The 19,902-nt window shown below is 69.9% G+C and carries 19 protein-coding genes and 1 tRNA gene; 13 read left to right on the top strand and 7 right to left on the bottom strand.

Translation table 11 applies throughout. The features are described from left to right. Positions 1–130: 130 nt before the first annotated feature. Complete coding sequence (locus tag AAG688_RS10530; RefSeq protein ID WP_411832225.1) at positions 131–1,489, bottom strand: MBL fold metallo-hydrolase RNA specificity domain-containing protein; 1,359 nt, start codon at positions 1,487–1,489, stop codon at positions 131–133. Between the two features lie 366 nt (positions 1,490–1,855). Here AAG688_RS10530 and AAG688_RS10525 point away from each other — a divergent pair, with 366 nt between their 5' ends. Further along, positions 1,856–2,962, top strand: coding sequence for a saccharopine dehydrogenase family protein (locus AAG688_RS10525; protein WP_411832224.1), 1,107 nt, complete (start codon positions 1,856–1,858; stop codon positions 2,960–2,962). Positions 2,963–3,033: 71 nt separating this feature from the next. On the opposite strand, the gene AAG688_RS10520 is transcribed toward AAG688_RS10525, so the two are convergent. Further along, positions 3,034–3,966 (bottom strand): SDR family oxidoreductase, encoded by a 933-nt coding sequence (locus AAG688_RS10520; protein WP_411832223.1) that lies wholly within the window; start codon positions 3,964–3,966, stop codon positions 3,034–3,036. Between the two features lie 105 nt (positions 3,967–4,071). Here AAG688_RS10520 and AAG688_RS10515 point away from each other — a divergent pair, with 105 nt between their 5' ends. Next, on the top strand, positions 4,072–4,563 hold the full coding sequence (locus AAG688_RS10515; protein ID WP_411832222.1) for a MerR family transcriptional regulator: 492 nt from the start codon (positions 4,072–4,074) through the stop codon (positions 4,561–4,563). Position 4,564: 1 nt separating this feature from the next. Here the strand turns inward: AAG688_RS10515 and AAG688_RS10510 are convergent. Then, positions 4,565–4,641 (bottom strand) — tRNA-Pro (locus AAG688_RS10510). A 149-nt stretch (positions 4,642–4,790) separates the two neighbouring features. Between AAG688_RS10510 and hisS the strand changes: the two genes are divergently transcribed. Then, positions 4,791–6,197: a histidine--tRNA ligase gene (hisS, locus tag AAG688_RS10505; RefSeq protein ID WP_411832221.1), complete on the top strand. Its 1,407-nt coding sequence runs from the start codon at positions 4,791–4,793 to the stop codon at positions 6,195–6,197. Then, positions 6,197–8,089: an HAL/PAL/TAL family ammonia-lyase gene (hutH, locus tag AAG688_RS10500; RefSeq protein WP_411832220.1), complete on the top strand. Its 1,893-nt coding sequence runs from the start codon at positions 6,197–6,199 to the stop codon at positions 8,087–8,089. The genes hisS and hutH overlap by 1 nt, the downstream gene beginning before the upstream one ends. 199 nt (positions 8,090–8,288) lie before the next feature. On the opposite strand, the gene AAG688_RS10495 is transcribed toward hutH, so the two are convergent. Continuing rightward, a complete protein-coding gene (locus AAG688_RS10495; protein ID WP_411832219.1) occupies positions 8,289–10,082 on the bottom strand; it encodes a 7TM diverse intracellular signaling domain-containing protein in 1,794 nt (597 codons plus the stop codon). A 187-nt stretch (positions 10,083–10,269) separates the two neighbouring features. Here AAG688_RS10495 and AAG688_RS10490 point away from each other — a divergent pair, with 187 nt between their 5' ends. From AAG688_RS10490 to hisIE, 9 genes are all read left to right on the top strand, one after another. Further along, a complete protein-coding gene (locus AAG688_RS10490) occupies positions 10,270–10,596 on the top strand; it encodes a YerC/YecD family TrpR-related protein (protein ID WP_411832218.1) in 327 nt (108 codons plus the stop codon). A 9-nt stretch (positions 10,597–10,605) separates the two neighbouring features. Further along, positions 10,606–11,520, top strand: coding sequence for an ATP phosphoribosyltransferase (hisG, locus tag AAG688_RS10485; protein WP_411832217.1), 915 nt, complete (start codon positions 10,606–10,608; stop codon positions 11,518–11,520). Further along, positions 11,517–12,812 (top strand): histidinol dehydrogenase, encoded by a 1,296-nt coding sequence (gene hisD, locus AAG688_RS10480; RefSeq protein ID WP_411832216.1) that lies wholly within the window; start codon positions 11,517–11,519, stop codon positions 12,810–12,812. The genes hisG and hisD overlap by 4 nt, the downstream gene beginning before the upstream one ends. Next, positions 12,809–13,900 carry a histidinol-phosphate transaminase gene (hisC, locus tag AAG688_RS10475; protein WP_411832215.1) on the top strand — a complete coding sequence of 364 codons (1,092 nt, stop codon included), beginning with the start codon at positions 12,809–12,811 and terminating at the stop codon, positions 13,898–13,900. The genes hisD and hisC overlap by 4 nt, the downstream gene beginning before the upstream one ends. A gap of 124 nt (positions 13,901–14,024) precedes the next feature. Next, positions 14,025–15,098 carry a bifunctional histidinol-phosphatase/imidazoleglycerol-phosphate dehydratase HisB gene (gene hisB / locus AAG688_RS10470; RefSeq protein WP_411832214.1) on the top strand — a complete coding sequence of 358 codons (1,074 nt, stop codon included), beginning with the start codon at positions 14,025–14,027 and terminating at the stop codon, positions 15,096–15,098. Further along, complete coding sequence (gene hisH / locus AAG688_RS10465; protein WP_411832213.1) at positions 15,098–15,697, top strand: imidazole glycerol phosphate synthase subunit HisH; 600 nt, start codon at positions 15,098–15,100, stop codon at positions 15,695–15,697. The genes hisB and hisH overlap by 1 nt, the downstream gene beginning before the upstream one ends. Further along, the gene (gene hisA, locus AAG688_RS10460) at positions 15,697–16,461 is read left to right on the top strand and encodes a 1-(5-phosphoribosyl)-5-[(5-phosphoribosylamino)methylideneamino]imidazole-4-carboxamide isomerase (RefSeq protein WP_411832212.1); all 765 of its coding nucleotides are present in this window, start codon (positions 15,697–15,699) and stop codon (positions 16,459–16,461) included. The genes hisH and hisA overlap by 1 nt, the downstream gene beginning before the upstream one ends. Beyond that, complete coding sequence (gene hisF, locus AAG688_RS10455) at positions 16,455–17,231, top strand: imidazole glycerol phosphate synthase subunit HisF (RefSeq protein WP_411832211.1); 777 nt, start codon at positions 16,455–16,457, stop codon at positions 17,229–17,231. The genes hisA and hisF overlap by 7 nt, the downstream gene beginning before the upstream one ends. After that, positions 17,221–17,823, top strand: coding sequence for a bifunctional phosphoribosyl-AMP cyclohydrolase/phosphoribosyl-ATP diphosphatase HisIE (gene hisIE / locus AAG688_RS10450; protein ID WP_411832210.1), 603 nt, complete (start codon positions 17,221–17,223; stop codon positions 17,821–17,823). The genes hisF and hisIE overlap by 11 nt, the downstream gene beginning before the upstream one ends. Before the next feature lie 253 nt (positions 17,824–18,076). On the opposite strand, the gene AAG688_RS10445 is transcribed toward hisIE, so the two are convergent. From AAG688_RS10445 to greB, 3 genes are all read right to left on the bottom strand, one after another. Further along, the gene (locus AAG688_RS10445; RefSeq protein WP_411832209.1) at positions 18,077–18,481 is read right to left on the bottom strand and encodes an HIT domain-containing protein; all 405 of its coding nucleotides are present in this window, start codon (positions 18,479–18,481) and stop codon (positions 18,077–18,079) included. Continuing rightward, a complete protein-coding gene (locus AAG688_RS10440; RefSeq protein WP_411832208.1) occupies positions 18,478–19,137 on the bottom strand; it encodes a dienelactone hydrolase family protein in 660 nt (219 codons plus the stop codon). The genes AAG688_RS10445 and AAG688_RS10440 overlap by 4 nt, the downstream gene beginning before the upstream one ends. Before the next feature lie 244 nt (positions 19,138–19,381). After that, positions 19,382–19,894, bottom strand: coding sequence for a transcription elongation factor GreB (greB, locus tag AAG688_RS10435; protein ID WP_411832207.1), 513 nt, complete (start codon positions 19,892–19,894; stop codon positions 19,382–19,384). Positions 19,895–19,902: the final 8 nt, after the last annotated feature.

Here is a 19,902-nt window from a genome sequence, read left to right as displayed (position 1 = left end):
CAGCGATGCGGCGGTCGATTTTTTTTCCCCTTCTCCCATTCGCGGGAAAAGAGCCTGTCCCGTACTTGCTGTGGAGTAGCGCGCATGGCGCCGTATGGGGACGCTCGCGGAATCCTGATATCGATTCTGCTCAAAGCGTGAACGACTGATCCTGCAACGGCACCACCGCCTCCCAGCCCAGCTCGCGGCCGATGCGCTCGCGCAGCGCCTCCGATGCGCTGGGTTCGCCGTGGACGATGAACACCCGTCGCGGCGGGCGGCGAAAGCCGGACAGCCAGCGCATCAGTTCGTCGGCGTCGGCATGCGCCGAGAGCATCGGCAGTTCGGCCGTCTCGGCCTGCACCGGTATCCACTGGCCGAAGATCTTCACTTCGCGCGCCCCTTCCAGCAGCTTGCGCCCGCGCGTGCCGGCGGCCTGGAAGCCGGAGAACAGGATCGTGTTGCGGTGATCCGGCGCGAACGCGATCAGGTGGTGCAGCACGCGCCCGCCGGTGGCCATGCCGCTGGCCGAGATGATGATCTTGGGATAGCGGTTGGCCGACAGCGCCTTGGATTCCTCCACGTCGCGGACGTAGGTGGCCACGCCGCAGATCTGTTCGCAGGCCTCCTCGGAGAGGCGGTGATCGTCCGGGAACTGCTCCAGCAGCCGGCTGGCGCTGGTCGCCATCGGGCTGTCCATGTAGATCGGCAGGTTGCGGATCCTGCCGGCCTGCCTGAGCTTCCACAGGTAGTACAGCAGCGACTGCGCGCGGCCGACGGCGAAGGCGGGGATCACCACCGTGCCGCCGCGCAGGGCGGTGCGCTCGATGATCTCGCCCAGCGCCTCGGCCGGATCGGTGGCGTCGTGGCGGCGGTTGCCGTAGGTGGATTCGACGACGACGTAGTCGGCTTCCGGCACGGGCTCCGGGTCCGGCATCACCGGATCGCCATAGCGGCCGATGTCGCCGGAGAACACGATGGTGCGCCCGCCCCATTCGATCTGCGCGCTGGCTGCGCCGAGGATGTGGCCGGCGCGGCGCAGATGCATGACGGCGCCGCAGGGCAGCGCCACGTCGCGGTGCCAGGGCACGCGCACGAAACGCTGCAAGGCCCGCTCGGCATCGCGCAACCGGTACAGCGGCAGTGCAGGGTGGTGCTTGGAGAAGCCGTGCCGGTTGGCGAACTCCGCGTCCTTTTCCTGCAGGTGGCCGCTGTCCTTGAGGATCAGGTCGGCGACCGCATAGCTGGCGGCGGTGGCGTGGATGCGCCCGCTGAAACCGTCCAGCAGCAGCCGCGGCAGGTAGCCGCAATGATCCAGGTGCGCATGGGTCAGCACCACGTCGGTGATCGAACCGGCCTGGATCGGCAGCGGCCGCCAGTTCAGTTCGCGCAGGTTCTTCAGGCCCTGGAACAGCCCGCAGTCCACCAGCAGCCGCTGCTTGCCGTGGGTGAGCAGGTGCTTGGAGCCGGTGACGGTGCCGGCGCCGCCCAGCGAGCGCAGCGTCAGCATGGGAGGCGGTCCTGCAAGTCCGGACGATGGCGACAAATCACGATGCGTTTCCCCTTGCGGTCGATGCCGCCAGCATATCGCGCCATCCCGTGCCGCCGCCTGCTGATGCGCATGCCGCCCCCACCGTCTCCAGGCCCCATCGTCGGGGCGGAATACGCGTATCGAGCGCGGGCCGACACAGGGGATTGACCTTGAAGTCAACTTGAATCCTATGCTCTGCGGCGATGTCTTTTCATCTCCGGGTTGGCCTCCATCCTTGTGCTGTCGGAAAAGCGATTGGGTGCACGGCCGGAGCAGGCCCAGAATCCCCGTGCGAGCCGCTGGCCCGTCAGGCCGCTGATCCATCTCCCAGACAGGAGCGATGCAATGAGCAAGCAGAGTGACAGTCCTGTGCCCATGCGCTGGATGATCTATGGCGCGAATGGCTATACCGGGGAACTGATCGCCCGCGAAGCGGCTCGGCGTGGGCTCAAGCCGGTGCTGGCGGGCCGCAGGCGCGAAAGCGTCGAGGCGCTGGCGCGTGCGCTGGGGCTGGAGGCGCGCGTCTTCGGCCTCGACGATCCCGCGGCGCTGGTCGGGCAGATCCAGGGCCACGCGCTGGTGCTGAACTGCGCCGGCCCGTTCTCGGCCACCGCTGCGCCGATGATGGAAGCCTGCCTGCGCGCCCGCGTGCATTACCTGGACATCACCGGCGAGATTGCCGTGTTCGAGCAGGCGCAGTCGCTCGATGCCCGCGCGCGGGACGCGGGTGTCGTGCTGTGTCCTGGCGTGGGCTTCGACGTCATCCCCACCGACTGCGTGGCCGCCGCGCTGAAAGAGGCGCTGCCGGATGCGACGCGTCTCGCGCTGGGCTTCGATTCGCGCTCGGGCTTCTCGCCTGGCACTGCCAAGACCTCGGTCGAGGGGCTGGCCCAGGGCGGCAAGGTGCGCCGCGGCGGGAAGATCGTCACCGTGCCGCTGGCCTATGCGGTGCGCTGCATCGACTTCGGCGACGGTGAGAAGGAGGCGATGACGATCCCCTGGGGCGACGTGTCCACCGCCTACCACACCACTGGCATTCCGAACATCGAGGTGTTCATTCCAGGCTCGCCCCGCATGATCGCCAGTGCCCGGCGCGCCAACTGGGTCCGGCCGCTGCTGGGGCTGGCGTGGGTGCAGAAGCTGATCAAGGCGCGCATCGCCAGGACGGTGAAGGGCCCCAGCGAGGAACAGCGCGCGCAGATGCCCACCTTCGTCTGGGGGGAGGCCAGCAATGCGCGCGGAGAGAAAAAGATCGCGCGCATCCGTACCGCCAACGGCTACAGCCTGACCATCACCGGCTCGCTGGCCGTGGTCGAACACCTGATGACGGCCCAGCCCGCAGGCGGTGCCTACACGCCGGCCAAGCTGGTGGGCGCGGACCTGGTGACGCGCCTGCCCGGATCAGGGCCCCTGCGAATCGTCCAGGCGGAGGGTCGAATCGGCCTGGAGTGACGCCAGGAAAGCGCCATGCCAGCCCGGGCAGGATCAGGCGGTGTTCCGCCCCGCCAGTCGCGCCGGAGCACCTAGTTGCCCGATCCCCCCCGCCGGATCAGTTCCAGGCCCTCCCGATAGGTCGTCACCTCGAATTCGGGGAACCGGCGCTTGAACTTCGTGGAATCGAAAAGGTTGTCCTGCTCGTAGCGGGGCAGCAGTTCCCTGAGCTCGCGCACCTGCTTCGAGAACAGCCCGGCCGCGATCAGCGCCCACTTGCCGATGACCGCATGGGAAGGCGCGCGCCCGAAGACCTGGCAGGCCATGGCGACGAATTCCCCGTACGTCGGCCGGTCGTCGCAGCACGGCAGATGCCAGGTCTGGCCGAACGCATCGGGCGCATTGCCCAGGGCGGCAAGGGCGCGGCTTGCGTCGGGCGTCCAGATCAGCGTGCGCCGGGTGTCGTCGCGCACCGGCACGCGCGGCTTCCTGCCGGCCTGGAGCCTTTCGATGACCAGCGCGTTGGTGAAGCTCTGCGTCTTGCCTGGCCCGTAGAACTCGGGCGCCCGGCCGATGAGCACGGGGATCCCGCCGCGCGCCATTTCCTCGAGCACCATCGAGGCCATCGCGGCGCGCACCTTGCCCTTGCGGCCCAGCGGAGCGAAGGGCGTTTCCTCGGTCAGCAGCCGCGCATCCTGCAGATACATGTAGGTGTTGTCGAAATAGGCGAAGCTCGCGCCCGCCACGCGGCACGCATCCAGGGCGTTCTTCAGCATCGTGGGGAACTGCGCTTCCCACAGCTGCGTGTCCGGCGGCAGGCCGGCGGTGAAGTAGACGATGCGGCTCCCCTTGACCGCATCCAGGGTCTGCTTCGCATCGAGAAGGTTGGCGGACACCAGACTGTCGGTGTCGTTGACCTTGCGCGGATTGCGGCTGACGAGCCGCACATCGTGCGTGTATCTGCGCTGCAACTCCCGTGCCAGTTGCATGGCGATCTGGCCGTTCGCCCCCAATATCGTCTGCATTCCGTCCACCTTTGTGGAGTTGCACTCAGCGGTGTGATGGCTTCAAGGTTAACTTTGAAGTAATGTTCAATGTCAAACCACAGGGCCGCCCGGAACACCTCGACCATGAAAATCGGAGAACTCGCAGAGCGCACCGGCCTGGCGCCCTCGCGCATTCGATTCTACGAACGCATCGGCCTGCTCAAGGCGGTCGAGCGCCAGGCCAACGGCTACCGCAGCTACCCGGACGATGCGGTATTGGCGCTCAGGCTGATCGCGACCGGGCAGCGCGCGGGCTTCAGTCTGGACGAGTTGCGCGCGCTGCTGCCCGGCGATCTCGCCAGTTGGGAACATGGCACCCTGCTCGACACGCTGCGCCGCAAGGTGCAGGACATCGAGGCCCTGCAAGCACAGCTCGCACAGAGCAAGGCTCAGCTGGTCGAACTGATGGCGCAGATCGAAGCCAGGCCGCAGGACATGGATTGCGCCGCCAACGCCCGGCGCGTGCTGTCGGAAATGCGGTTGGGAGAAGCGGACAGTGCCCCGGCCGCCAAAAAGGTCCGTCGCCGCCATGAAAAAACCGGCACGAGGCCGGTTCATCATAAGTCGTTGATTTGACTGGTCGGGGAGACAGGATTTGAACCTGCGACCTCTACGTCCCGAACGTAGCGCTCTACCAGACTGAGCTACACCCCGCGAAGCTCGCCATTGTAAGCAGCCGGCCGGGCCTGGGCAAGACCCCGTGGCGATCTTCCTGCGCAGCCGTGTGCGCCGGTGCGGCCAGGCTGCGGCGGATGCGCCAACGAAAGTAAGATACGCGGCTACCGTCCGCCGGAGCCACCCGCTTGATCAAGCCGCGCACGCCGCCTGGAGTCATGGAACTGCTCCCGCGCGAGCAGATCGCCTTCCAGCGCATGCTGGATACCATCCGCCGCAACTACGAACGCTTCGGCTTCCTGCCGGTGGAGACGCCGGTGTTCGAGCTGTCGGACGTGCTGCTGACCAAGTCCGGCGGCGAGACCGAGCGGCAGGTCTACTTCGTCCAGTCCACCGGCGCGCTGGCCAACGCCGCCGAAGCCGCTGCGGGCAAGGGCGAGGGTGGGCTGCCCGAGCTGGCGCTGCGCTTCGACCTGACCGTGCCGCTGGCGCGCTACGTGGCCGAGCACGAGCACGAGCTGACCTTCCCGTTCCGCCGCTACCAGATGCAGCGGGTCTACCGCGGCGAGCGCGCCCAGCGCGGTCGCTTCCGCGAGTTCTACCAGTGCGACATCGACGTCATCGGCAAGGACGCGCTGAGCATCCGCTACGACGCCGAGGTGCTGGCGGTCATCCACGCGGTGTTCAGCGACCTGCGCATCGGCGGCTTCACCATCCAGCTCAACAACCGCAAGCTGATGCGCGGCTTCTTCGAGGCGCAGGGCGTGACCGACGCGCAGCAGCAGGCGCTGGTGCTGCGCGAGGTGGACAAGCTGGACAAGCGCGGCGCCGACTACGTGCGCCAGACGCTGGCCGGCGAGGGCTTCGGCCTGCCGGCCGAGGCGGTGGCGCGCATCCTCGATTTCGTCGCCGTGCGATCGACCGGCCATGCCGACGCGCTGGCGCGGCTGGACGCGCTGGGGCAGGGCAACGCGACCCTCGACCAGGGCGTCGCCGAACTGCGCGAGGTGCTGGCGCTGGTGCGGGCGCTGGGCGTGCCCGAGTCCGACTACTGCCTCAACTTCTCCATCGCGCGCGGGCTGGACTACTACACCGGCACCGTCTACGAGACGCAGCTGGACGACTACCCGCAGATCGGTTCGATCTGCTCGGGCGGGCGCTACGAGGATCTCGCCAGCCACTACACCAAGAGCAAGCTGCCGGGCGTGGGCATCTCGATCGGCCTGACCCGGCTGTTCTTCCAGTTGCGCGACGCCGGCCTGGTCGCCGGCAGCGACGAGAGCAGCGTGCAGGCGATGGTCGCGCTGATGGACGAGGCGCAGCTGCCCGATTCGCTGGACATCGCCCGCGCGCTGCGCGCGGCCGGCATCAACACCGAAGTGCAGATGGAATCGCGCAAGCTGGCCAGGCAGTTCCAGTACGCCTCGCGCGCCGGCATCCGCTTCGTCGTGCTGGCCGGCGAGGACGAGCGCGCCCGCGGCGCGGTCACGGTCAAGGATCTGCTGCGCGAGCAGCAGTACGAGGTGGCGCGCGAGGAACTGGCCTCGGCGCTGCGGGTGGAACTGGAACAGGCACGGGTACTGGCGGGACGCTGATGAAACCGATTCTTCTGGATGGAAAGTCACTGACCCGCGACAGGCTGGTCGAGATCGCCCACGGCGCGCCGGTCGAACTGGCCGCCGATGCGCTGATGGCGGTGGCGCGGGCGGCCGATTTCCTCGCCGAGCAGGTACGCCGCGAGGAGCCGATCTACGGCGTGTCCACCGGCTTCGGCAGCAACGCCGACAAGCTGCTGGGCGCGCACCCGCTGCACGACGGCCTGGCCGGCGCGGCGCGCTCGGGGCGCTCGCTGCACGAGGAACTCCAGCACAACCTGATCGTCACCCATGCGGTCTGCGTCGGCGAGCCGATGGCGCCGGAAGTGGTGCGGGCGATGCTCGGCATCCGCATCAACACCCTGCTCAAGGGCCACTCCGGCATCCGGGTGGAGACCTTGCAGGCGCTGACCGCGATGCTCAACGCCGGCATCGTGCCGGTGGTCCCGGAACTGGGCTCGGTCGGCGCCTCGGGCGACCTGGCGCCGCTGTCGCACCTGGCCATCGTGCTGCTCGGCGGCGGCGAGGCCTTCTACCAGGGCGAGCGCCTGCCCGGCGACGAAGCGCTGCGCCGCGCGGGACTGCAACCGGTCAGGCTGTCCTACAAGGAAGGCCTGGCGCTGAACAACGGCACCGCGCAGATGCTGGCGATGGGCGTGCTGGCGGTGTACCGGCTGGAGCAACTGCTGGACACCGCGGACCTGGCCGCGGCGATGACCATCGACGCCTTCGCCGGCCGGCTCGGCGCGTTCGCGCCGGAAGTGCACGCGCTGCGCCCGCATCCGGGCCAGGTGCGCGTGGCCGCGCGCCTGCGCGAACTGCTGGCCGGCTCGACGCTGGCCGACATCGCCTACCACCTGGTGCCGCGCTTCCGCCCGTGGCTGCCGCACAGCTGGGACGACGCGCAGGCGCGGCAGCTGCGCTTCGACATCGGCTGGGACTGGGTGCCGGCCGACCAGCGCCACGGCCGCGAGAAGTTCTACCGGCGCTTTCGCCCGTTCCGCGGCGGCAAGAAGCACCAGCCGCAGGACAGCTACTCGCTGCGCTGCATCCCGCAGGTGCACGGCGCGGTGCGCGACGCGGTCGATCAGGCCAGGCGCGTGCTCGACGTCGAGCTCAACGCGGTGACCGACAACCCGCTGGTGTTTCCGGACAAGACCGACGCTACCCACGTCGAGGAGCAGGTGATCTCGGCCGGCCACTTCCACGGCATGCCGCTGGCGCTGGCGATGAGCTACGTCAAGGCGGCGATCCCGACGCTGGCCTCGATCTCCGAGCGCCGCCTCAACAAGCTGGTCGATCCGGCCACCAACGACGGCCTGCCGGCGTTCCTGATCGGCAACGAGGACGGCACCGAGTCCGGCCACATGATCGTGCAGTACACCGCCGCGGCCATCGTCAACGACCTGGCCAGCCGCGCGCATCCGGCCAGCGTGTTCTCGGTGCCGACCAGCGCCAATGCCGAGGACCACGTCTCGATGGGCGCCAACGAGGCGCGCCACGTGCTGGCGATGACGCGCGACCTGGGCCGCGTGCTGGCGCTGGAGATCTACACCGCCGCGCAGGCGCTGGACCTGCGCCGCGACATGATCAACGCCGCCCGCGACCTGGCGCGGCGCGCCGACGCCGCCGCGCTGGCGGCCAAGGTGCAGGGCGGCCCGCTGCCCGGCGCGGCCGGCCACGAGGTCTTCCTGGCCGAGGTGGAGGCATTGCGCGCCGAACTGGCGGGCACCGCCGAGTTCCATCCGGGCGACGCGGTGGCCACGGCGCACGCGGCGCTGCGCGCGCGCATCCGCTTCCTGGATCGCGATCGCGCGCTCGACGGCGAGGTCGCCGAAGCCGTGCGGCTGGTCGAATCGGGCGAACTGCTGGCGGCGGTCAACGCGCGCTGAGTCGCGCAGGTTCGGCTCCAGAGCCCCTCTCCCGCCTGCGGGAGAGGGGTTGGGGTGAGGGCACGAAGCCGAGGTGCTGCGTGCGCCCCTCATCCGGCCCTCCGGGCCACCTTCTCCCGCAAGCGGGAGAAGGGAGAGAAGCGGCCTGGTTGAACTCCATGGGGGATTCGCCCCCTCCTGAAGAAGGCAGACGGCGCCCTCACACCGCGCGCACGCAATCCCGCCCTTGCGCCTTGGCCTCGTACAGCGCCTGGTCGGCCACCTGCAAGGCCGCCTCGACGCTGTCGCTGGCCTCGGTGTCCACCCCGTACACGCCGATGCTGGCCGACAGCGCGATCGTCATGCCGTCGAACAGGCACGGCGCGGCGCGCAGGTGGCAGCGCAGCTCCTCGGCCACCGCGCTGGCGTGCGGCAGGCTCAGCGGGATCACGACGATGAACTCCTCGCCGCCGTAGCGCGCCAGCAGCGCGTCGTGGCCCTGCAAGGTCTCCTTCAGCCGTCCGGCCGCCCAGCGCAGGCAGGCGTCGCCGGCGAGGTGGCCGTGGGTATCGTTGATGCGCTTGAAGTGGTCCAGGTCGATCATCAGCAGCGACAGCGGCTGCCGCGACTCGCGCGCGTACGCCAGCAGCGTCCCGAACGCCTCGCGGAACCACACCCGGTTGTACAGGCCGGTCAGGCCGTCGCGGCGGCTGGATTCGCTCAGGCGCTGGTGGGTGGACTCCAGCTGCGCCAGCGCGGTGCGCAGCTCGGCGGTGCGCTGCTGCACGTCCTGCTCCAGCTGCCGCTTGGCGTTGCTGACGATGCGCTCGTTCTCGTTGCGCAGCGCCGCGTAGCGGTAGCCCAGCGCCACCGACAGCAGCAGCATCTCTAGCGCCGAGCCGATCTGCACGCCGTACTCGGTGAAGAAGTTCTTCGGCAGCAGGCCGAAGGCGAGCATCACGAATATGCAGGTGCCGAGCAGGAACAGCGACCACGCCAGCAGGAAGATCCGGGCCGGCTGGTAGCCCAGCCGCACGACCACGCCGGAGATCACCGCGATCCACATGATGCTCAGGAACACCGACGCGGCGGCGATCGGCGTGGCCACGTGGTAAGTCAGCTGCATCGAGGCGATGCCCAGCAGCACGAAGAACACGATGTAGCCCAGGCTGATGCGGTCGCCCAGTCGCCAGCGCTGCTTGAGATCGAGGAAATGCCGCGAGAACTGCTGCATGCCGATCTGCGACAGGCAGATCGACAGCGGCACGCTCTTGTCGGCCAGCCAGGCCGAGCTGGGCCACAGGTATTCGAAGCCCAGCCCGTTGAGGGTGAACAGCACCAGCCCGAACGCGGTGATGTGGAACAGGTACCAGAAGTAGCTGGCGTCGCGCAGCGCCAGCCACAGCACCAGGTTGTAGATGAACAGCGCCAGCAGGATGCCGTAGTACAGGCCGATGCCGAACTGCGCGTCGCGCGACTGCTCGGTGAACGCGGTCGGCGTGTACAGCGTCAGCGGCACCTGCATCGAGCTCTCGCTGCGCACCCGCACCAGCAGTTCGACCGTCTCGTCCTGCGGCAGGTCCAGCCAGAAGTTGGGATGGCGGTGGCGGATGCTGCGCTGGTCGAAGTGCAGGTGGTCGCCGCCCTCGTAGTGCGTCAGCCCGCCGTCGGCATGGCGCAGGTAGACGTCGAGGCGGTCGCTGAGCGGGTACTCCTGCACCAGCAGCCAGCGCGACTCGTCCGGGTTGCGGTTGGTGATGATCGCGTGGAACCAGAAGGCGCCGTTCTGGAAGCCGAACGCCGGGCCATCCGGCGGCAGCGGCTGGAAGCGCGGCAGCCGGTGGCGGATTTCCTCCAGCGTCGCCTCGCCGCCGGCGTCGTGGAAGTAGCGGACGTGGGGGGCGAGATCGTACTGGGTGCGGTCGGTCAGCTCGATCGGCGACCTGGCCTGGGCGAACGCGCACATCATCAGCGACATCGTGGCGACGATGATCCGGCCCAGCCAATGACCCATCGGATTCCCCCTCCGGCGCTCCGGCCGATTGCGGCTATGTCCTGCCACTCCAGTCACGAGTTTAGCGCCGATGTGGGGACAAACCGGCGCGATGCCGGGACCAGCCGCCGGGCAGGGCGGTTGACCGGCTCGGCGGGCTTGATATATCGTATTAGCGCATTAATACATTGGTTGAACCGGATCTCCCATGAAACGCCGACCCGCCGCCGAACCGCAGGCCATCCACGCCTCGATCCAGGCACTGTCGCGCGCGCTCGCCGCGCTGAACCGGCCCGAGGACGTGCGCGCCTTCCTGGAAGACCTGTGCACGCCGTCCGAACTGGAGGCGATGGCCGACCGCTGGCGGGTGGTGCCGCTGCTGCTCAAGGGCGTGCCGTACCGGGAAATCCACGACCTCACCCAGGTCAGCGTCACCACCATCGGCCGCGTGGCGCGCACGCTGGAGCGCGGCGCCGGCGGCTATGCCGTGGCCATCCAGCAGCAGCAACCCGCGCGCAGCCGCGCCTCCCACTGAGTTCCCCGCATGAGCCCCCCTGTCGCCACCGCGACGCGCGATCGCCTGCGCATCGCCATCCAGAAAAGCGGCCGCCTGGCCGAACCGGCGCGCGCGCTGCTGGCTGCCTGTGGCCTGAGCTGGCGCGAGAGCCGCGACAAGCTGTTCTGCTACGGCGAATCGCTGCCGGTGGATCTGCTGCTGGTGCGCGACGACGACATCCCCGGGCTAATCGCCGACGGCGTCTGCGACTTTGGCGTGGTCGGCCGCAACGAACTGGACGAGCAGGACGCCGCGCGTCGCAGCGCCGGCCTGCCGTCGGCGTACCGCGAATGGCTGCCGCTGGGCTTCGGACGGTGCCGGCTGATGCTGGCCGTGCCGGAAGCCTGGCAGTGGGAGGGAGCGGCGCAGTTGCAGGGCCGGCGCATCGCCACCAGCTACCCGGCGATCGTGGCCGGCTGGCTGCGGGACAGGGGCATCGACGCCGGCGTGGTCGAGCTGTCCGGCTCGGTCGAGATTGCGCCGCGGCTGGGCACGGCGGATCTGATCTGCGATCTGGTCTCCAGCGGCGCCACGCTCGCGGCCAACCAGCTCAAGCCGGTGGAGACGCTGCTGGAGAGCGAGGCGGTGCTGGCCGGTCCGGTGCGCGGCTTCGACGACGCGCGCGCCGGTCTGGCCGCGCTGCTGCTGCGGCGCATGCAGGGCGTGCTCAAGCTCAAGGACAGCAAGCTGCTGATGTTCCGCGCCCACCGCGACACGGTGGCCGAACTGTCGCGGCTGCTGCCCGACGCCGAGCCTTTCGTGCAGCTGCCGGGCGAGGGTGACGGCCCGCTGCCGTTGCAGACGATGTGCCACGGCGCGCTGACCTGGCAGCGGCTGGAGGAACTGGAGCGCGCCGGCGCGCAGGGATTGATGGTGCTGTCGGTCGAGAGGTCGCTGGCATGAACCGCATCGAATGGGCCTCGCTCGACGCCGCGCAGCGCGCCGCCGCGCTGCTGCGGCCGGCGCAGTCGGTCGCCGAGCGCACGCGCGCCGACGTGGCCGCGCTGCTGGCGCAGGTGCGCGATGGCGGCGACGCGGCGCTGCGCGACATCACCGCGTGGCTGGACGGCGTGCGGCTGGAGGATTTCGTAGTTGGCGAAGACGAGTTCGCCGAGGCCGAGGCTTCGCTGCCGCCCGGATTGCTGGAGGCGATGCGGCAGGCGGCCGCGCGCATCGAGGCGTTCCACCGCGCCGGCATGGTCTCGCCGTACGCGATAGAGACCGCGCCGGGCGTGATCTGCGAGCGGATGGTGCGGCCGATCCCGCGCGTGGGCCTGTACGTGCCGGCCGGCAGCGCGCCGCTGCCTTCCACCGCGCTGATGCTCGGCGTGCCGGCGCGGCTGGCTGGCTGCCGCGAGGTGGTGCTGTGCACGCCGCCGCGCAAGGACGGCCGCGCCGATGCGGCGGTGCTGGCGGCCGCGCGGCTGACCGGCGTGGGCCGCGTGTTCAAGCTCGGCGGCGCGCAGGCGGTGGCGGCGATGGCCTACGGCACGGCGTCGGTGCCGCGTTGCGACAAGATCTTCGGGCCGGGCAACGGCTACGTCACCGAGGCCAAGCAGCAGGTGGCGCAGGGCGGCATCGCCGCGATCGACATGCCGGCCGGTCCGTCGGAAGTGCTGGTGATCGCCGACGCCGGCGCCGATGCGCGCTTCGTCGCCGCCGACCTGCTGTCGCAGGCCGAGCACGGGCCGGATTCGCAGGTCATCCTGCTGTCGGACGACGCCGATCTGCTGGCGCGGGCGGAAGCGGAAATCGATCGCCAACTCGCGCGCCTGCCGCGCGCGGCCATCGCCCGGCAGGCGCTGGCGGCCTCGCGACTGATCCGCGTCGAGCGGCTGGAGGAGGCCTTCGCGATCAGCAACGCCTACGCGCCCGAGCACCTGATCCTGGCGCTGCGCGAGCCGCGCGCCTGGCTGGAAAGGGTGGAGGCGGCCGGTTCGGTGTTCCTCGGCGACTACACGCCGGAGGCGCTGGGCGACTATTGCAGCGGCACCAACCACGTGCTGCCGACCAGCGGCGCGGCGCGCGCGTACAGCGGCGTCAGCGTGGCCAGCTTCCAGAACTTCGTCAGCGTGCAGTCGGCCAGCCGGCAGGGCCTGGCCGGCATCGGCGACTGCGCGCTGACCCTGGCGCGCGCCGAAGGATTGGATGCCCACGCCTACGCGGTGGCGGTGCGGATGGAGGCATCGGCATGAGCGCGGCGGAGAACGACGTGCTGCCGCTGGTGCGCGAGGATCTGCGCGGCTTCGCCGGCTACGCTTCGGCGCGCTCGCAGCCGCTGCGCGGCGAGATCTGGCTCAACGCCAACGAATCGGCCTGGGCCAATCCAGCCGATGCCGGGGCCGGCAGCCGCCGTTACCCGGATCCGCAGCCGCAGGCATTGCGCGAGGCGCTGGCCGCGCTGTACGACTGCTCGCCCGGGCGCCTGCTGATCGGGCGCGGCAGCGACGAGGCCATCGACCTGCTGGTGCGCGCACTGTGCGCGCCGGGGCGCGACGCGGTGCTGGTCACGCCGCCGGTGTTCGGCATGTATGCGGTGTCGGCGCGGTTGCAGGGCGCGCGCCTCGTCGAGGTGCCGTTGCGCGATGGCGAGGCGGGTTACGCGCCGGACTTGCCTGCGATCGAGCGCGCCGCGCTGGAGCAGGGCGCCAAGCTGGTGTTCCTGTGCTCGCCGGCCAATCCGACCGGCGGCGCCGTGCCGCTGCCGGAGATCGCGCGGTTGGCGAAGGCGCTGCGCGGCCGTGCGCTGGTGGTGGTGGACGAGGCCTACGGCGAGTTCGGCGCGCAGCCCTCGGCGACGACGCTGATGGACAAAAACGCCAACATCGCCGTGCTGCGCACGCTGTCCAAGGCGCATGCGCTGGCGGCCGCGCGCATCGGCGTGGTCATCGCCGAGCCCGCATTGATCCAGGTGCTGCGCGCCTGCCAGGCGCCGTACCCGGTGCCGGCGCCGTGCGCGGCGCTGGCGTTGGCGGCGCTGCAACCGGCGGCGCTTGCGCAGACCCGCGCGCGGGTGGAACAGGTGCTGGTCGAGCGCGAAAGACTGCGCGTTGCGCTGGCGGCGTCGCCGGCGGTCCGCCGCGTCTATCCCTCGCAGGGCAACTACCTGCTGGCGCGCTTCCACGACGTGCAGGCGGCGTTCGATGCGCTGCTGGCGGTCGGGGTTGTCGTGCGCGACCAGCGTGGCGCGCCGGGTTTGGACGATGCGCTTCGCATCACCATCGGTTCATCCTCGCAGAACGACCGCGTATTGTCCGCCTTGAACGTGCGGGAGGTTGCATGAACCCTCGTTCGCGTCGCCGTTGCGTAGAGCCGAGCTTGCTCGGCTGTGGAGGTTCCGGAGCACGATTGGGTAATGCAGCGGAGCAAGCTCTGCTCTACATCGGGGTGGAGGCGGACGATCGGTCATGACGCCGATTCTCTTCATCGACCGCGACGGCACCCTGATCGAGGAGCCCGCCGACTTCCAGATCGACGCCTACGAGAAGATCCGCTTCGTGCGCGGCTGCATTCCGGCGCTGCTGAAGCTGCGCGACGCCGGCTACCGGTTCGTGATCGTCAGCAACCAGGACGGCCTAGGCAGCGAGAAGTACCCGCGCGCCTCGTTCGAGGGCCCGCAGGCGCTGATGATGCAGATCTTCGAAAGCCAGGGCATCGCCTTCCGCGAGGTGCTGATCGACGCGAGCTGGCCGGAGGAGAACCGGCCCACCCGCAAGCCCGGCATCGGCCTGGTGCTGCACTACCTGCAGGATCGCGACGTCGACTGGGCGCGCTCGGCGATGGTCGGCGACCGTCCGACCGACATCGCCTTCGCCGACAACCTGCGCATCCGCGGCTTCCAGTTGAAGACGCCGCAGTTCGGCGGCGAGTGGGACTGGGCCGGCATCGCCCACGAGTTGGCCGACGCGCCGCGCCGCGCGCGCGTGCAACGCGATACGAAGGAGACGCGCATCCGCGTCGATCTGGACCTGGACACGGCGGCCGAGCCGCGGGTGCATACCGGCCTGCCGTTCTTCGACCACATGCTCGAGCAGATCGGCAAGCACGGCGGCATCGCGCTGGACATCCAGGCCGAAGGCGACCTGCACATCGACGAGCACCACACCGTCGAGGACACCGGCCTGGCGCTGGGCGCGGCGCTGAAGCAGGCGCTGGGCGACAAGCGCGGCATCGGCCGCTACGGCTTCACCCTGCCGATGGACGAGACGCTGGCCAGCGCCGCGCTGGACTTCAGCGGGCGGCCTTACTTCGTGTTCGAGGGCGAGTTCAGGCGCGAGCGCGTGGGCGACCTGCCGACCGAGCTGGTGCCGCACTTCTTCCGCTCGCTGTGCGACGCGGCGGGGCTGAACCTCAACCTGTCGGTGCGCGGCGACAACGATCACCACAAGGTCGAGGCCTGCTTCAAGGCGGTGGCGCGCGCGCTGCGGCAGGCGCTGCGCCGCGAGGGCCGCGAGCTGCCCTCGACCAAGGGAACGCTGTGATGAAGGTGGCCCTGGTCGATGCGGGCGGCGCCAACCTGGGCTCGGTGCGCGACGCGCTGCAGCGGCTCGGCATCGATCCGCTGCTGACCCGCGACGGCGGCGAGATCCGCGCGGCCGACCGGGTCATCCTGCCCGGCGTCAGCACCGCCGCGCAGGTGATGGCACGGCTGCGCGAGTACGATCTGGTGGATACGCTGCGCGCGCTGGAGGCGCCGCTGCTGGGCGTGTGCGTCGGCATGCAGCTGCTGTTCGAGCATTCTGAAGAGGACGACACGCCCTGCCTGGGCCTGCTGCCGGGCAAGGTCGCGCGGCTGCCGGAAAGCGCCGGCGTGCGCGTGCCGCACATGGGCTGGAACACGCTGCGGCGGCTGCGCGATGCGCCGCTGCTGGACGGCATCGCCGATGGCGAGCACGCCTATTTCGTCCACAGTTACGCCGCGCCGGTGACGGAAGACTGCATCGCTTCGTCCGGGCACGGCGTGCCGCTGGCGGCGGTGGTGCAGCGCGGCCGCGTGGCCGGCGCGCAGTTCCATCCGGAACGCTCGGCGGCGGTCGGCGCGCGGCTGCTGCGCAACTTCATCGAACAGGGACTGGACTGATGGCCGCGTTGAATCCCGTGCAGGCGGAAGCTTCGGATTTCCTTTGTTATCCGGCCATCGACGTCCGCCAGGGCAGGGTGGTGCGGCTGGCGCAGGGCGACTACGCGCGCGAGACGCGCTACGACGACGATCCGCTCGCGCCCATCCGCGACTACGCCGCGCAGGGCGCGCAGTGGCTGCACCTGGTCGATCTGGACGCGGCCCGCGCCGGCGGCTACACGCTGCTGCCGCTGCTGGCGCGCATCCGTGCCGAGACCGGCCTGCGCGTGCAGACCGGCGGCGGCGTGCGCGGGCGCGACGACGTGGCGCGCATCCTCGACGGCGGCGCCGATCGGGTGGTCATCGGATCGCTGGCGGTGCGCCGGCCCGACGAGGTGCTGGCCTGGCTGGAGGAATTCGGCGCGCAGCGCATCACCGTGGCGCTGGACACGCGCCGGATCGACGCGCAATGGCGGCTGCCGGTGCACGGCTGGACCGAGACCGCGACCGAAACGCTGGACGATCTGGTGCGGCGCTTCGCCGCGGGCGGGCTGATCCACCTGCTCAGCACCGACATCGCCCGCGACGGCATGCTGTCCGGTCCCAACCTGGATCTGTACGAGCACCTGCTTGCGACAGCACCGACGCTGCGCGTGCAGGCCTCCGGCGGCGTGCGCACCGTGGCCGATGTCGTCGCAGCACGTGCGCGCGGCTGCGCCGGCATCGTGCTGGGCCGCGCGCTGCTGGAGCGGCGCTTCACCCTGGCGCAGGCGCTGTCGTGCTGAGCCGGCGCATCATCCCGTGCCTGGACGTGCGCGACGGCCGCGTGGTCAAGGGCGTGCGCTTCCGCGATCACGTCGACATGGGCGACATCGCCGAACTGGCGCTGCGCTACCGCGACGCCGGCGCCGACGAGCTGGTGTTCTACGACATCTCCGCCAGCCCTGACGGACGCTCGGTCGATCGCGACTGGGTGCGACGGGTGTCGCGGCTGCTGGACATCCCGTTCTGCGTGGCCGGCGGCATCCGCGACGTCGAGACCGCGCGCGCGGTGCTGCACGCCGGCGCCGACAAGATCTCGGTCAACACGCCGGCACTGGAACGGCCGGCGCTGATAGGCGAACTGGCCGAGGCCTTCGGCGTGCAGTGCGTGGTGGTCGGCATCGACTCGGTGCGCGAGGCCGACGGCCAGTGGCGCGTGCGCCAGTACACCGGCGACCCCGCGCGCACCCGCGCGCTGCCGCTGACCACGCTGGAATGGATGGAGCAGGCGCAAGGTCTGGGGGCCGGTGAAATCGTACTCAACTGCATGGACAGCGACGGCGTGCGCCAGGGCTACGACATCGAGCAACTGGCGGCGGCGCGCCTGCGCTGCCGGGTGCCGTTGATCGCCTCCGGCGGCGCGGGAACACTGGAACACTTCGCGGAAGTCTTCGAGCGCGCCGACGTCGACGGCGCGCTGGCCGCCAGCGTGTTCCACAGCGGCAGGATCGCCATCCCCGAACTCAAACGCTACCTGTCCTCGCGATGGATCGAGGTGCGCCATGCCGCTTGACGCCGACGCGCTGGCCTGGGACAAGCAGGGCGGCCTGCTGCCGGCCGTCGTCCAGGACGCCGATACGCTGCGCGTGCTGATGCTGGGCTACATGGATCGCCAGGCGCTGGAAACGACGCGGGAAACCGGCCGCGTCACCTTCTACAGCCGCAGCCGGCAGCGGCTGTGGACCAAGGGCGAAAGCTCGGGCCACGTGCTGGAACTGGTGTCCGTCGAGGCCGATTGCGACGACGACACCCTGCTGGTGCTGGCGCGGCCGCAGGGGCCGACCTGCCACCTGCAACGGCCCAGTTGCTTCGCCGCTGCGCCGGAGGCGTTCCTGCTCGAACTCGATGCGATCGTCGCGCGCCGGGAGCGCGAACGACCGGCCGGCAGCTACACCACGAAGCTGTTCGAGCAGGGCGTGCGCCGCATCGCGCAGAAAGTGGGCGAGGAAGGCGTGGAGACCGCGCTGGCCGCGGTCGCGCAGGACGACGACGCGCTGCTGGGCGAGAGCGCGGATCTGCTCTACCACCTCGTCGTGCTGCTGCGCGCGCGCGGTCTTTCGTTGCGCGATGCGCTGGCGGTGCTGGAACGGCGCCACCGCGGTTAAGGCAATTTGATTGGTTCTTCACCCAACTCCGGTAAAGCGGCACGTAGAGCGGAGCTTGCTTCGCTGCTCCTGGCTCCGGAACCGGCATGGCCGAGCAAGCTCGGCTCTACGCAACGGCGACGCGAACGAAGACCAATGTAGAGCGGAGCTTGCTCCGCTGCCCGTCATGGGTGAAGAACCCTTTGATTGCTTCCCCGTCGTCCCCGCCTGACCAGACATGCGTCTGTTGAAAACCGCGGGGACGACGGGTGGATCAGCCCAGCCGCCGCCGCCAGTACTCGACCCGTGCCGCCAGCGCATCGCCGTGGCGCTGCGCCTGCCCGTGGCCCCAGACCGGACCGGGCCAGGCGGCGTCGCCCTCGTGGCGTCCGACCAGGTGCACGTGCAACTGCCGCACGATGTTGCCGAGCGCGCCGATGTTGAGCTTCAGCACGCCGGGTTCGCCGCGCAGCAGCGCGCCCACCTGGTTGATCTCGGCCAGCAGCAGGCGCTGCTGGCCGCCGTCCAGATCCAGCCATTCGCTGGCGCCATTCACGCGCGGCACCAGCAGCAGCCACGGATAACGGGTGTCGTCCATCAGCCGGACCTGCGACAGCGGGCCGTCGGCGACGAAGGCGCTGTCGGCCGCCAGCCGCGGGTCGAGCTGGAAATCGTTCATGCCAGGTGTTTCCGGAAGAATTCCAGCGTGCGCTGGCGGGCCAGGCGGGCGCTCTCGGGGTGGTGGCTGGCGCGCGCATCGCAGTTGAAGCCGTGGTCGGCCGGATAGGTGAACACGTCCATCTGCGGCAGCTTGTCGCGGTGCTGCTGGACCATTTCCGGCGGGATCGACTTGTCGTGCTCGCCGAAGTGGAACATCACCGGCGCCTTGGGCGCCTCGTCGAGGAACGGCACGTTGCGCGCGCCGTAGTAGCTGACCGAAGGCAGGCCCAGCCGCAGCGCGGCCAGCAGGGCGACGGTGCCGCCCCAGCAATAGCCGACCGTGCCCACGCGCGCCTGCGCGGCCAGCGCGTCGGCGGCGGCGCGGGTGATGTCCACCGCCGCGTCCAGGCCCAGCCGCTGGATCAGTCCGCGGCCGCGCTCGATGCCTGCCTCGTCGTAGCCCAGTTCGACGCCGGGTTCGATCGGATCGAAATAGGCAGGCGCCAGCGCGATGAACCCATCGGCGGCGAAGCCTTCGGCCACGCCGCGGATATGCGCGTTGACGCCGAAGATTTCCTGCACCACCACCAGCGCGCCGCGCGCCGGCTGCGCGGGCTCGGTCTTCCAGGCGGAGATTTCGCCCTGCGGGGTTTGCAACTTGATCCATTGGCCCATCGGAAGGCTCCTGCGTGCGCGGGGAGGGAAGGGTATTCGAAGCCGTGTTCGGCGGCCATGAATGGGCTTGTGGAGCTTTCGTTCATCGCTCGACGATTCGATGCTCGAATGGTTGGAGCGGTTTCACGATGTTTCCGTCATCCCCGCGAAGGCGGGGAAACAGCGAATGCATGCATCGCATTCCTGCCGTCGTTGGCAGTCGGGGAAGTGCCGAAGGAACAGCATGCTTCGTGGCACATGGCCGCTATGACTCGACCCCGTCATAGCGCACATCGACGATCACCAACTGCGCCGCCCCGCCTGGCAACTGCGCCTCGACCTCGTCGTCGACGCGCTTCTTCAGCAGCGCGCGCGCCAGCGGCGAGTCGATGCTGATCCAGCGGCGCGCGGCGTCGGTCTCGTCGGGGCCGACGATGCGGTAGCGGGTGGCCTGCCCGTCGGCGACGTTCTCGACCTCGATCCAGGCGCCGAAGAACACCGCCTGCGGATCGGCCGGCGCGCTCTCGACCACCCGCAGGGCTTCCAGCCGCTTGCTCAGGTAGCGCACGCGACGATCGATCTCGCCGAGCTGCTTCTTGCGGTAGGTGTACTCGGCGTTCTCCGAGCGATCGCCCTCGGCGGCGGCCGCGGCCAGCGCCTTGACCACCTCGGGGCGGCGCACGCGCCACAGATCGTCCAGCTCGGCCTTCAGCCGCGTATGGCCTTCGCGCGTGATCAGCGCGGTGCTCTTCTCACCGGGGGGACGCCAGCGGCTCATCGGATGCG

This window comes from Pseudoxanthomonas mexicana (assembly GCF_046736355.1).
Classification (GTDB): Bacteria; Pseudomonadota; Gammaproteobacteria; order Xanthomonadales; family Xanthomonadaceae; genus Pseudoxanthomonas_A; species Pseudoxanthomonas_A mexicana_B.
The sequence above is the reverse complement of the archived record's forward strand: the minus strand, read 5'-3'. Positions and strand labels throughout refer to the sequence as shown.